Annotated in this window: 11 protein-coding genes; 10 read left to right on the top strand and 1 reads right to left on the bottom strand. The window is 63.7% G+C overall.

What is annotated here, in order from left to right:
* Positions 1–50: 50 nt before the first annotated feature.
* From G6P99_RS30285 to G6P99_RS30240, 10 genes are read left to right on the top strand one after another with little or no spacing between them, the layout of a single operon-like run.
* Positions 51–1,763, top strand: a complete 1,713-nt coding sequence (locus G6P99_RS30285; RefSeq protein ID WP_165124463.1) for an arylsulfatase — start codon at positions 51–53, stop codon at positions 1,761–1,763.
* Positions 1,764–1,814: 51 nt separating this feature from the next.
* Positions 1,815–2,828: an HAD family hydrolase gene (locus G6P99_RS30280; protein ID WP_165124460.1), complete on the top strand. Its 1,014-nt coding sequence runs from the start codon at positions 1,815–1,817 to the stop codon at positions 2,826–2,828.
* Between the two features lie 10 nt (positions 2,829–2,838).
* On the top strand, positions 2,839–4,161 hold the full coding sequence (locus tag G6P99_RS30275) for a DUF1214 domain-containing protein (protein WP_165124457.1): 1,323 nt from the start codon (positions 2,839–2,841) through the stop codon (positions 4,159–4,161).
* A 9-nt stretch (positions 4,162–4,170) separates the two neighbouring features.
* On the top strand, positions 4,171–4,413 hold the full coding sequence (locus G6P99_RS30270; protein WP_029081646.1) for a DUF3302 domain-containing protein: 243 nt from the start codon (positions 4,171–4,173) through the stop codon (positions 4,411–4,413).
* Positions 4,413–5,354 carry an HlyD family secretion protein gene (locus tag G6P99_RS30265; RefSeq protein ID WP_029081645.1) on the top strand — a complete coding sequence of 314 codons (942 nt, stop codon included), beginning with the start codon at positions 4,413–4,415 and terminating at the stop codon, positions 5,352–5,354. Before G6P99_RS30270 ends, G6P99_RS30265 begins: the two co-directional genes overlap by 1 nt.
* A gap of 13 nt (positions 5,355–5,367) precedes the next feature.
* Positions 5,368–6,795, top strand: coding sequence for a DUF1254 domain-containing protein (locus tag G6P99_RS30260; protein WP_029081644.1), 1,428 nt, complete (start codon positions 5,368–5,370; stop codon positions 6,793–6,795).
* 29 nt (positions 6,796–6,824) lie between these two features.
* The gene (locus G6P99_RS30255) at positions 6,825–7,844 is read left to right on the top strand and encodes a DUF1254 domain-containing protein (RefSeq protein WP_165124454.1); all 1,020 of its coding nucleotides are present in this window, start codon (positions 6,825–6,827) and stop codon (positions 7,842–7,844) included.
* A gap of 49 nt (positions 7,845–7,893) precedes the next feature.
* Positions 7,894–8,922 (top strand): SphA family protein, encoded by a 1,029-nt coding sequence (locus G6P99_RS30250; protein ID WP_165124451.1) that lies wholly within the window; start codon positions 7,894–7,896, stop codon positions 8,920–8,922.
* 21 nt (positions 8,923–8,943) lie between these two features.
* The gene (locus tag G6P99_RS30245) at positions 8,944–11,046 is read left to right on the top strand and encodes an adenylate/guanylate cyclase domain-containing protein (protein WP_029081642.1); all 2,103 of its coding nucleotides are present in this window, start codon (positions 8,944–8,946) and stop codon (positions 11,044–11,046) included.
* A 22-nt stretch (positions 11,047–11,068) separates the two neighbouring features.
* Positions 11,069–12,064: an ABC transporter substrate-binding protein gene (locus tag G6P99_RS30240; protein WP_246709659.1), complete on the top strand. Its 996-nt coding sequence runs from the start codon at positions 11,069–11,071 to the stop codon at positions 12,062–12,064.
* A 7-nt stretch (positions 12,065–12,071) separates the two neighbouring features.
* Here G6P99_RS30240 and G6P99_RS30235 read toward each other — a convergent pair whose 3' ends face one another.
* Positions 12,072–12,848: an HpcH/HpaI aldolase family protein gene (locus G6P99_RS30235; RefSeq protein WP_165124445.1), complete on the bottom strand. Its 777-nt coding sequence runs from the start codon at positions 12,846–12,848 to the stop codon at positions 12,072–12,074.
* Positions 12,849–12,874: the final 26 nt, after the last annotated feature.

Raw genomic sequence — 12,874 nt, 5'->3', positions numbered from 1 at the left:
CTGCTGTTCTCGACCGTCGCAACGGCCTTCTGAAAAGTAAGGAGTGTCGAATGAGCAAAGAAACCAGGAGCAAGAGCCAGACCGAAGCGGAACAGGCGATCAATCGCCGAAATCTGCTGCTCGGTACATCCTCACTGGTCGCAGCCGCGGCGTTGACATCGGACGCGCTGGCACAGGCGCAGAAGGCTGCCCCGGCGCCGGCCGCAAGTCCGGCCGCTGCGGCGGCCTCGGGGCGCAAGCCGAATATTCTCATCATCTTCGGCGATGATATCGGCCAGACCAACCTGAGCGCCTATTCATTCGGCCTGATGGGCTATCGCACGCCGAATATCGATCGCGTTGCCAAAGAAGGCATGATGTTTACCGACTATTATGCCGAGCAAAGCTGCACGGCAGGGCGATCATCCTTCATCACCGGCCAATGCACGTTGCGAACCGGCCTCTCGAAGGTTGGCGTCCCGGGTGCGACCGTTGGCCTGCAGGCCAGGGACGTCACGATCGCCCAAGTGCTCAAGCCGCTGGGCTACGCCACCGGCCAGTTCGGCAAGAACCACCTTGGCGACCGCAACGAATATTTGCCGACGGTGCACGGCTTCGACGAGTTCTACGGCAACCTTTATCACCTCAACGCCGAAGAAGACCCCGAGAACTGGTTCTACCCGAAAGACCCCGGCTTCTTCGACAAGTTCGGACCACGCGGCGTACTGCGCTGCAAGGCATCCGAGCGCGACGACCCGACCGAGCAGCCACGCTGGGGCAGGGTCGGCAAGCAGACCATCGAGGACACCGGGCCGCTCACGAAGAAGCGCATGGAAACCATCGATGACGAGACCTCGACCGCAGCGGTCGATTTCATGCGGCGTCAGGTTCAGGCGAACACGCCGTTCTTCTGCTGGTTCAACTCCACCCGCATGCATTTCCGTACCCATGTGCGGGCGGAGCATCGCGACAAGCCGGGCCTGACTTCACGGACCGAATATGCCGATGGGATGATCGAGCACGATGCGACGATCGGCACGATCCTCAAGGCCCTGGACGATCTCGGCGTCGCCAATGATACGATCGTTCTCTACACGACCGACAACGGCCCGCATCAGAACTCCTGGCCGGACGCCGGCACGACGCCGTTCCGCAGCGAGAAGAACACCAACTGGGAAGGCGCGTTCCGCGTGCCCTGCATGATCCGCTGGCCGGGACGAATCCAGCCGGGTTCGGTCTCGAACGAAATGATCAGCGGACTCGACTGGTTCCCCACACTCATGGCCGCGGCCGGCGACACTGAGATCAAGCAGAAGCTGCTCAACGGCTATAACGTCGGTGGCAAGACCTTCAAGGTTCACCTCGACGGTTACAACCAGCTTCCATATCTCACCGGCCAGCAGGATCGCGGCGCCCGCAAGGAATTCATCTACTTCAACGACGACGGCGATGTCGTGGCGATGCGTTATGAGAACTGGAAAGCGGTGTTCGAAGAGCAGCGCGTCAACGGCACCATGCGGATCTGGGCGGAGCCGTTCACCAAGCTGCGGGTGCCGAAATTCTTCAATCTGCGTTCCGATCCGTACGAACGTGCGGACGTCACCTCGAACACTTACTACGACTGGTTCATGTCGGACGCTGCCGGCGCGTTCCTGGCGTCCTCGGCGGTCGTCGGAGACTTTCTCGCGACTTTCAAGGATTATCCTCCGAGCCAGCGGCCATCGAGCTTCAGCATCGACCAGTTGGTCGAGAAGATGCAGAAGAGCTTCGAGGTGACCCAATAGGCATGAAGCTCAACGAGAGGCGGTAGGGGAAATCCGTTGCGGATTGCAGTGATGGCTGGATGCACAGGACTGAACCGACGAGCGGCCGTTGCGGCGCTCGTCGCTCTCGTGCTGTGCAGCGTTGTCGGTGCCCGTGCCCAGACCGACCCGCTGCCGTCCTGGAACGACGGCGCGGCGAAGAAGGCGATCACCGATTTCGTCGTGCGCGTAACGACGCAAGGCGGAGCGGATTTCGTGCCGCCGGCCGAGCGCATCGCCACCTTCGACAATGACGGCACGCTGTGGACCGAGCAGCCGATCTATTTCCAGCTCGCCTTCGCGTTCGACCGCGTCATGGCAATGGCGCCGGAGCATCCGAACTGGAAGACGCGGCAACCCTTCAAGGCCCTTCTGGAGAAGGATACCAAGGCGCTTGCCGCCACTGGAGAGAAGGGGGTGCTGCAGATCCTGGCGGTCACGCATACCGGCATGACCACGGATGTGTTCGCGCAATCTGTCCGCGACTGGCTCGCGACCGCGAGGCATCCGCGCTTCAAACGTCCCTACGACAGTCTCGTCTACCAGCCGATGCTGGAGCTGCTCGCCTACCTCAGGGCCAACGGCTTCAAGACCTTTATCGTCTCCGGCGGCGGCATCGAGTTCATGCGGCCGTGGACGGAGCGGGTCTACGGCATTCCGCCGGAGCAGGTGGTCGGCTCTTCGGGCGTGGTGAAATTCCAGATCGGTGCTGACGGCAAGTCCGTGCTGATGAAGGAAGCCAAGGTCGAGTTCATCGATGACGGCCCGGGCAAGCCGGTCGGTATCAACCGCTTCATCGGGCGCCGCCCGATCTTCGCCTTCGGCAATTCGGATGGCGATCTGCAAATGCTGCAATGGACCGCGGCGGGGCAGGGCACGCGTTTCGCCGGCATCGTGCACCACACCGATGCTGAGCGCGAATACGCCTACGACCGGCAATCGAAGATCGGCAAGCTCGACAAGGCGCTCGATGCAGCTGCGGCCGGTGGCTGGACCGTGGTCGACATGAAGCAGGACTGGAAGACCATGTTTCCGGACAGCCCTTGAGGATGTTCAGATGAAAACAGCACTGGTTGTCGCGCTTGCAATGTCCTGCCTGGCCGGCGTCGCCGTCGCCCAGGCGCCGAACCGCGCCGGAACGCCATCGGATCAGGAGATCAGCGATTCCTGGATTTACCTGTTCACGCGCATCCTCGTGTTGCGGCAGCAACAGCTCGATTTTCAGGAAGGCTTCAAATGGAACGAACTGCGGCACCGCAAGCCCGGCGCGGTGGACTGGCCCAATCCGAATCTCGACGTCGCCTATTCGGAAGCCTGGGTCGCAGTGGACGAGACGAGTTGCACGATCGTCACCGTGCCGAAGATCGTCGATCGCTACTATACGGTGCAATTCCTTAACGGATGGGACGAGACGCTCGCCAACATCAATGAGCGGCTCTTTCCAAACAAGCCGGATGGCGAGTTCGCGGTCTGTCTGCGAGGCGCCAATGTGACACTTCCTGCCGATGTCAGACGTGTTGATCTGCCGGTCAAATATGCGCGCGTGCTGCTGCGGGTCGAGCTGGGAGACAATTGGGACGATGCGGTCCGCCTCCAGCACGCCTTTGCGTTCCGCGCCACCGGTTCACCGAAACTGCCCGACATTCCGAAGACGCCGATCTTCGACCTCGACAAGCTGCCCGGCGTCGAACTCTTCGACTATGCCGATATCGCGCTCGACAGCGAACCCGACCTCAACCCGGGCCTGGAGAAACAGGCCGCGGATGCGCGGGCGATCGGCAAGGCGATCAAGGACCAGGCCGAGCGCGAGAGAGTCGCCAAGGTCGTGCGCGAGCAGACCTATCCTGAATACGCAAAGTTCGGCAACACCATCGGGCACGGCGTGATCTACAACGGCTGGGCGCGCCCCGCGGTGGTCGGCAATTACAACATCGACTTCATCGCTCGTACGCTGGTCACCTTTGGCGGCATCTGGGCCAACGTGATGCCCGAGGTCCTTTATTACCGCGCCGGCACGGACGGCACCGGCGCAACGCTCTCCGGCAACAGCAGCTATACCATGACCTTTCCGAAGGGCGAGTTGCCGCAGTCCCTTGCGAAATACTTCTGGTCGGTGATCGCAGTCGATCCCGTGCATTACCGCGTGCTGCCGAATCCGAGAGAGCGCTACCTGCTGAACCGCGAGACCAAGCCGGAATACGCCGACGACGGCTCGCTCACGCTGTATTTTGCCGCCGAGAAGCCTGCCAACGCACCCGATGGCAACTGGCTGCCGACGCCGAAAGGCTCAGGTTATCGTCTGACATTCCGCTTCTATGGACCGATCGGTGGCGTGGCGAACGGGACTTACTTCCCGCCGCCTCTGGTGAAGATGCAATAGGATCGAACCATGAGCGGCTACGACATCTTCGCCTGGATCGTGCTGCTTATCCTTGTCGCGAGTGCGATCGGCGTGTTCTGCATCGCGGGCTGGCTGCCCGGGCATATCGCGAAATCCCGCAATCACCCTTATGCGCAGGCCGTGACCGTCGCCGGCTGGATCACCTTGACCTGCGGCTTTGCACTGTGGCCGGTGGCTTTCGTCTGGGCCTATGTCGACGTGCCGGCGCCGCGCCGGGCGGGAGACGCGTGATGGGTGTCGCGATCTTCAACACCTATCTGGTGCTGCTGTTCCTGCTGGTGCACTTCAGGATCGTGCGCTTCAACCTGTTCTGGAAGGCGTCGCCCTTCATCGTGCTGGTGCTCCTGCTGTTCGGCCTGCTGGTGCCGATGGGCTGGGGCGCGCCGCAGGGTTCGGTTCTGGTCGTGCGCAACGCGGTGTCGATCGTGCCCAACGTCGCGGGTGAGGTGACCGAGGTGCCCGTCGTCGCCAACACACCGCTGAAGGCGGGCGACATTCTCTTCAAGATCGATCCGACGCCGTACGACGCACAGGTCAAGGCGATCGAGGCGCAGCTCAAGCTATCCAGGACGCGGCTCGCCCAGATGACGACGCTCTACGAGCGCGACGCCGGGCGTGGCTTCGATGTCGAGCAGCGCCAGTCCGAGGTCGACCAGCTCGGCGGCCAGCTCGAGGCCGCGCAGTGGAACAGCGACAAGACGGTGGTCCGCGCGCCGGCCGACGGCTACGTCACCAACCTCGCGCTGCGCAAGGGCGCGCGGGTGGCGAACCTGCCGCTGTCGCCCGTGATGGCGTTCATCGACACCTCGGACACGATCATCGGCGTCGAGATCAACCAGATCGACGCGCGCTACGTCGCGCCGGGGCAGGAGGTCGAGGCGACCTTCAAGTTCGCGCCCGGGCAGATTTACGCGGGGAAGGTCGAGAGCGTGCTGCAGGCGGTGGCGACCGGTCAGGTCCAGACCTCGGGCACCGCCGTTACGCCGAAAGCAATCGAGGCCGTTCCCTTCGTAGTGCGCGTCAAGCTCGACGATGCCGCGTTCGCCAACCGCTTGCCGGCCGGATCGGCCGGCACGGCCGCAATCTACACCGACCATTTGAAGCCGACCCACGTCGTGCGCCGCGTGATCCTGCGCCAGGTCGCGATCGTCAACTACGTCAATCCGTTTTGAGAGGGAGATCATCATGAGACGTTTGCTCACGGCAGGAGTTGCGCTCATGCTCTCGATCGTGGCCGCGCAAGCCCAAACGGGCGACGATATCGCTGCACGCAATGTTCACCGCCGCGCAGTTGAAGCTGTGATCTGGGCGATGCCTGCAGTGAACTACGATCTCATGCTTCAGGAAATGCTAAGCAAGACTGCCGGGAAGGTCGGACAAGCCATCTATTGGGGGCGACCGCTGGATTGGCACAATCAGACACTGACGCCCAATCCCGATGCCCTCTATTTCATGGTGTTCTTCAACACCAAGGATGGTCCGGTCGTGCTCGATCTGCCATCGGGTGATGCCAATGGCTCGTTCAACGGCAATATCGTCACAGTCTGGCAAATGCCGCTGGAAGACGCCGGGCTGCTTGGTGCGGACAAGGGCAAAGGTGGAAAATATCTGATCCTGCCGCCGGGATACACGGGCAAGGCGCCCGACGGCTACATCGCGCTGCAATCCGACACGTTCGGTGGTTACATGTTGCTGCGCTCGAACCTTCGGAGCCATGGCGCCGACGACGTCGTCAGGTCGATCGCATACGGCAAGCAGCTGAAGATCTATCCGTTGGCGCAGGCGGACAACCCTCCGCCGACCGTGTTCACCGACGTCAAGGACATTGGTTACGACTCGACGATCCGCTATGACGCGAGCTTCTTCGAGCATCTCGATCGGATCGTGCAGAACGAGCCGTGGCTGCAGCGCGACCGGGCGATGATCGATCCGCTCAAGACGGTCGGCATCGAAAAGGGCAAGCCGTTCAGTCCAAGCGACGCTACCAGGGCCTTGCTGACGTCGGCTGCGCGCGAAGCTGGTGCTCTGCTCGAGGCGAAGTACGACGCCGGACTCCCGCCGTTCTTCTCCGAGACGAGCCGCTGGACACTCCCGGCTCCGGCCGACATCGTCAAGGCGGCTCAAGAAGGTTACGCCGATCCAGACGTATATCCGATCGATAGTCGCGGTATGGCCTACAGCTATGCCTACATAGGGATCAAGCGGCTTGGGGCCGGCCAGTTCTACCTGATCTCGATCAGGGATAAGGATGGGCGGGCGTTCGAGGGGGGCGGGACCTACCGCCTGACGGTGCCGCCCAATGCGCCGGTCGAGCAATACTGGTCCGTCACCGCGTACGATCGGCAGACCCACGCGCTGATCAAGAATATGTCACGCGCCAGCCGCTCGTCCCAGATCGCCGACATGCAGAGGAACGCCGACGGTTCGGTCGATGTCTATTTCGCCCCGGCCGCGCCGGTGGGCAAGGAGGCCAACTGGGTGCCGACCGATCCGGCGCGCAAGTTCGAGCTGATGTTCCGTGCCTATGCGCCAACGAAAGCGCTGTTTGATCACAGCTGGAAACTGCCTGACGTCGAGCGTCTCGCCGCCACGGTTGGCGGGTCAACGCGATGACGCGTCAGAATCAGCAACGGAGCATTCCCATGAAGGTCAGTTTCTTGCTTACGATGGTTGCCGGTTCCTGCCTTGCGGTTTCGTCTGCATTCGCACAAGCGCCGGTCCCGGTGACAGTTGATAATTTCGCCCGTGCCGAGTCCGATCTCTACATGAACAACCTCGTCAAGGACGCCGGCCTTGGCAAGCTCAGCCACCGCCGCGAGCCGGCCAGCATCGACAAGCAGTCCGTCATCCGGCTCAATCGCGACACGCTCTATACATCTGGCGTGTTCGACCTCGACGCAGGTCCGGTGACGGTCACGATGCCGGATCCCGGCAAACGCTTCATGTCGCTGCAAGTGATCAACGAGGATCACTACGTGCCCGCGGTGTATTACGGCGCCGGAAAACGCAAATTGACGCGCGAGAATGTCGGCACGCGCTACGTGGTGGCCGGGATTCGTACGCTGGTCGATCCGAACGATCCGAAGGACCTCGCGCAAGTGCATGCGCTGCAGGATGCCATCAAGGTCGACCAGAAGGCACCCGGCAAGCTCGAACTGCCGAGCTGGGACCAGGCCAGCCAGAAGGGCATCCGCGATGCGCTTCTGGCGTTGAACGACTATACGGGCGGCTTTGCGCACGCGTTCGGACCCAAGGGGCAGGTCGACCCTGTCAGGCACTTGATCGCAACCGCTGCCGGCTGGGGCGGCAACCCCGACAAGGACGCGTCCTATCTCAGCATCACGCCGGCCAGGAACGACGGCACCACGGTCTACAAGCTGACCGTCAGGGACGTTCCCGTCGACGCGTTCTGGTCGATCAGCGTCTACAACGCGAAAGGATACTTCGAGAAGAATCCCTACGATGCGTATACGCTGAACAACATCACGGCGAAGAAATCCGCTGATGGTTCGATCGCGATTCAGTTCGGCGGCTGCGACGGCAAGCTGCCGAACTGCCTGCCGATCATGAAGGGATGGAACTACACGGTCCGGCTCTACCGGCCGCACCCGGAGATCCTGAATGGGAAGTGGAAATTCCCGGAGGCGAAGGCGGTGAGCTGAGGCGCACGCGAATCCGCTACGCTGTGGTGAACGAAGTGGGGAGGTCGGGATGACGATGGTCAAACATCACGGGTGCGCCGTACTCGGCATTGTTGGCACACTGGCGCTGGCGACGATGCCGCGCACAGCGTTGGCCGATGCCGGTGGATTGAGCTTCTGGCTTCCCGGCGCATTCGGAAGTCTTGCCGCCGCGCCAGCGGTGCCGGGATGGTCCTATGCCACGATCTACCTGCATCTGCAGTCGAGCGGCGGCCGAGGGGCCAACTTCGTGCTTCCCGGCGGCGGCCGTGGCGCGGTGGCCGTCGGCCTCACCGATCATGCCGACGCCCTGGTCCAGGGCATCACCTACACCTCGGCGTTGCCGGTGCTCGGTGGCCAGGCGGCGCTCACGATCCTCGGCGCGCCGGGCAACGTCGGCGTCGGCGTCGGCGCCACGCTGACGGGCCCGCTCGGCAACACCGTCTCGGGCGTCCGGACCGACAACCGCACCACCTTCGCCGACGTGTTTTATCAGGGGACGCTCAAATGGAACCAGGGCGTCCACAACGAGATGGTCTACGTCACCGGCAACATCCCGAGCGGCACCTACGATGCGAATCGCCTTGCCAACCTGAGTCTCGGCTTCGCCGCCATCGATGCCGGCGCCGGCTACACCTATTTCGACCCCAAGGCCGGCAACGAGTTCTCCGTCGTCGCCGGCCTGACCTACAGCGCCTCTAACCGGGATCTGCAGTACCAGAACGGCATCGACTTCCATATCGATTGGGCGGCCTCGAAATTCCTCACCAAGACGTTCCAGATCGGCGCTGTCGGCTACTACTTCCAGCAGCTGACCGACGACAGTGGTCCAGGCGCGGTCCTCGGAGGCTTCAGAGGCATGACGGTCGGCATCGGCCCGCAAGTTGGATTCCTGTTTCCGAACCTGTCCGAAGGCTACCAAGGCTACTTGAACCTCAAGGGCTACAAGGATCTCGCGACGGAGAACCGGCCGAGCGGCTGGAGCACATGGGTCACCTTCGCGATCTCGCCAGCGCCACCCGAAACCGCGCCGGCGAAGCCGATCGTTCGGAAGTACTAGGGGAGGCGGACAACAAGCCCGATGAGTGACGTGCGTGCGACCAGCCGGAGGCCGGTTCGGATCGGTTTCCGTACCTCGATCATCGCGGTGTTCATCGCCGCCGTGCTGGTCGTCGGCTTGACGCTGGTCTATCTCAGCTTCAGGCGGGTCTCGTCGATCACGCAGATGGCCGCGAGCACCTTCATCGACAAGGTGGGGCAGCTCGGCGCCGACCGCATCGACGCGCAGTTCAAGAATGTGCGCGACAATCTCGATATCCTGGCCGGGCTGCCGGCGATCCAGGAGGCCGACATCGCCGACAACAGCCGGCTCTACGCCCTGCTGGCCTCGATGCTGCGCAACAATCCGCAGATCTTCAATCTCTATGTCGGCTACGAAGACGGCTCGTTCCTGGAGATGGACGTCATCGACCGCGCCAAACCGCAATTCCGCGCGGCGCTGAATGTCGACGCCGACGCGGTCTATCGCGTCGTGGTGATCGCCCGCACCGGTGCTGCTGCGGCCGCGCCGGTGACGCTGTTCCTGTCGGAGAACCTGATCCAGGTCGGCGAGGTGGCGGGGCCGGACAGCTATGACCCGCGGCAGCGGCCCTGGTATGTCGAGGCCTTCAAGGATCGCAAGACGCTGCTCACCGGGCCGTATGTGTTCTATGCGACCGGCGAGCCCGGCTACACGCTGCGCATTCCGCTCAAGGAGGGCCGCCGCGGCGTGGTGGCCGCCGACCTCCTGCTCAACCGGCTCGAGGAGATGCTGAGCCGGCAAAAGCTCGGCAAATCCGGGCTGGCCTTTCTGTTCAACGACGCCGACCGGATCGTAGGCCATCCCGAGATGCGCGATCTGATGGCCGAACGCCGCGACGCGCTGCCGCGGATCGACGCCCTCAAGCTTCCCGGCCTGTCCGCGGCGATCCAGTCCTGGCGCAGCGACGGACGCGCGCAGCAGTTCTTCACCGACGCCGACGGGCGGACTTTGGTGGCGGCCTTCCACCGCATCGAGACCGCCGGGACGGCCAACATCCGCCTTGCGGTGGTCGCCCCGCTCGATGAATTCTTTGCCCAGATCATCTCGGAGCGACGCGCGCTGTTCGCCATCGCGCTCGGCTTTGTGGCCGCGATGCTGCCGTTCGCATTCTGGCTCGGCTCGCTGCTCGCCCGCTCGCTGCGCGAGCTGGCGCGGCAGACCGACGAGATCCAGCGCTTTCAGCTCGCCGACCGGCCGCGGATGCGATCGGCGATCGGCGAGCTCGACGAGCTCGGCCGTTCGGTGTTCACGATGCGCACCGTCGTGCGAAATTTCTCCAGCTTCATTCCGCAGCCGATCGTGCGCCAGCTGATGGCGTCCGGCGCCTCGCTGCAGCTCGGCGGCGTCAGGCGCGAGGTCACGGTGCTGTTCACCGACGTCGCCGACTTCACCGCGAAGACGGAGAAAGCCGATCCGTCGCAGGTCATGATCTTCACCTCGCGCTATTTCGCCGCGATGTCGGAGGCGATCATGAAACACCATGGCACCATCGACAAATTTATCGGCGACGCCGTGATGGCACTGTGGAACGCGCCCGACCAGGATCCAGATCACGTCATTCACGCCTGCGAGGCCGTGCTGGACTGCCTGCAGCGCAACGCCGAGCTCAACCGGGCGTTCCGCAGCGAGGGCTGGCCGGCCTACACCACACGGTTCGGCCTGCATCTCGGCGACGCCGTGGTCGGCAATGTCGGCTCCGCCGACCGCATGAACTACACCGCGCTCGGCGCCACCATCAATCTCGCCTCGCGGCTTGAAGGCCTCAACAAGAATTATGGCACGCAGGTGCTGGTCAGCGCCGCGGTGCGGGCGCGTGCCGAACACAAATTCGCGTTCCGCAGCGTCGACCAGATCCGGCCGAAGGGCTTTGCCGAGGCGATCACCGTCTACGAGCTCCGCGGCGCGCGCGGCGATTCCGAGCTGACGTTCTGCGCGTGCTGGGAGGCCGTCTACGCTGCGATCCGCGGCGCCGAGCCCGCCACCGCGCTGCTGCACATTGCCGACTTCCTGGCCGAATATCCCGGGGACGGCGTCGCGCAATACCACGCCGAACGGCTGCGTGGGATCTTCCCGCAACCGCTGCTCGATCATCCGGTGCACTGAGATGCGGGTCGGGGCCAGGCTATTGTCTCGCAGGACCAGTCGACGGCTCTTTCTCATCGGATCAGCGCTCGGTGCCGCGGCGCTCGGGACGCCTGCGATCGCGCGCGAGCGAGCCCGGCTGCGGCTCGGCTATCTCCACGTCGTCGCCGTCGACGGCCAGATCCTCACCGGGCTCGACCGCGGCTCGTTCGACCGGGAAGGGATCGATTTCGATCTGGTCGAGTTCAACACCGGTTTCGAGGTGGTAGAGGCGATGGCTGCCGGCAAGCTCGACGTGCTCTCGGCCGGCGGCGTCATCTCGAGCCTGCTGCCGCGCGGCGGTTACACCGCGTTCCTTGTCAACGATATCGAGATCGCGACCGCTCAGCTCTGGGTGCGGCCGGACAAGGGCGTCACGACATTCGCCGACCTGCGCGGCAAGCGCATTGCGACTACCAGGATGACCACCGCCCACATTTTCCTCGATCGCGCGCTGCGCGCCAACGGCCTCGCGCCGGCCGACGTCGAAATCGCAAACAGCAGCATGTCCGCGGCGGTGAACGCGTTCATCGCAGGCGAAGTGCCCGCCGTCGCGCTGTGGGTTCCGTTCAATATCACGGTGCGCGAAAAGGCGCCCGGCGCCGTCAAGCTGGTCGACGCATCCGCCTACTATCCGCAATCCGCCGTCGTCGGCGGCTGGGTCGCCCGCCAGGATTATTTTGCCGCCAACCGCGACGTGTTCGCCCGGATCATCCGCGGCTGGGCCGACGCCAACGACCACATGCTGCGCAACGGCAAGGCGGTGGCCGGCGCGTTGCAGAAGAAGCATTATCCGCAGGCCACGATCGCCGATATCGAGGAGGCGCTGGCCGCGCAGAAGATGTTCTCGTCGCGGGAGTGGAAACGGCTCTATGCCGACGGCTCCGTGGCCCGATGGCTGCAGCAGGTCAGCGACTTCTTCCTGACCGAGGTCTCGATCGCGCCTGCAACGCCGGCCACGCAATATTTCGATCCGAGCCTTTACCTCGCGACAGTCTAGCGTTTTCTTACCGCTTGATCCCGGCGAACGCGGCGGCGATGCCGCGCTGGAACAGCGACCAGTCAAAGCCGAGCGCGAGCGCGAGGTAGCCGCGGTCGATCATCGCATTGGCCTGCTCGGCGGTGCGCGCGACGCCGCCGATCGGCACGCCGCTCTTCATGATGCCCGCCTCGGCGCGTTTGATCAACTCCTGCACCTCGGGATCGTCAATCTGGCCGCGCTTGTTGATCGAGGTGGCGAGATCACCGGGGCCGATCACCGCGAGGTCGACGCCCGGCGTCGCCATGATCTCGTCGATGCGGTTGACGGCCTCGACATGCTCGATCGTGATCATGCAGATCATGTCGTCGTCGGCGGTCGCCATGTAGTCGATCATCGAGACGCCCCAGCGGAACGGCGCATGGAACGGCCCCCAGAGCCGGTCGCCGTTCGGCGGATAGCGCACGCTGCGCACGGCTTTGTCGGCGTCGCCGCGGTTGCAGATCATCGGGAAATTGATGCCGAGCGCGCCGATGTCCATCGGCGCCTTGGCGAGATAGGGCTCATTGGCGGCGATCCGCACCATCGGCACGCAGGGTGTGCCCGAGGTGGCGACGATCATCGCATGGGCGGTGCCGAGATCGATCGGACCGTGCTCGAGATCGACGATGATCCAGTCCAGCGACTGCGCCATGATCTGTACGGTCTGGATGCTCGGTATGGTCGCGATCGCGCCGAAGGTCGGGCGCTTGTCGCGCCACGCCTTGCGCAGGCGGTTGAGCGGCGGCAGCGGTGCTGAGGTCAATGCAGTGCTCCCTCGATGAGGCGAGG

Source organism: Bradyrhizobium sp. 6(2017) (genome assembly GCF_011058295.2).
Classification (GTDB): Bacteria; Pseudomonadota; Alphaproteobacteria; order Rhizobiales; family Xanthobacteraceae; genus Bradyrhizobium; species Bradyrhizobium septentrionale.
Note: the sequence above shows the minus strand (reverse complement) of the source record. Positions and strands in the feature narration are given on the sequence as shown.

Coding starts and splice junctions, on each gene's coding strand:
- G6P99_RS30270 (WP_029081646.1), top strand. CDS start 4,171: ATGAGCGGCTACGACATCTTCGCCTGGATCGTGCTGCTTATCCTTGTC.
- G6P99_RS30275 (WP_165124457.1), top strand. CDS start 2,839: ATGAAAACAGCACTGGTTGTCGCGCTTGCAATGTCCTGCCTGGCCGGC.
- G6P99_RS30280 (WP_165124460.1), top strand. CDS start 1,815: ATGGCTGGATGCACAGGACTGAACCGACGAGCGGCCGTTGCGGCGCTC.
- G6P99_RS30285 (WP_165124463.1), top strand. CDS start 51: ATGAGCAAAGAAACCAGGAGCAAGAGCCAGACCGAAGCGGAACAGGCG.
- G6P99_RS30245 (WP_029081642.1), top strand. CDS start 8,944: ATGAGTGACGTGCGTGCGACCAGCCGGAGGCCGGTTCGGATCGGTTTC.
- G6P99_RS30255 (WP_165124454.1), top strand. CDS start 6,825: ATGAAGGTCAGTTTCTTGCTTACGATGGTTGCCGGTTCCTGCCTTGCG.
- G6P99_RS30250 (WP_165124451.1), top strand. CDS start 7,894: ATGACGATGGTCAAACATCACGGGTGCGCCGTACTCGGCATTGTTGGC.
- G6P99_RS30260 (WP_029081644.1), top strand. CDS start 5,368: ATGAGACGTTTGCTCACGGCAGGAGTTGCGCTCATGCTCTCGATCGTG.
- G6P99_RS30265 (WP_029081645.1), top strand. CDS start 4,413: ATGGGTGTCGCGATCTTCAACACCTATCTGGTGCTGCTGTTCCTGCTG.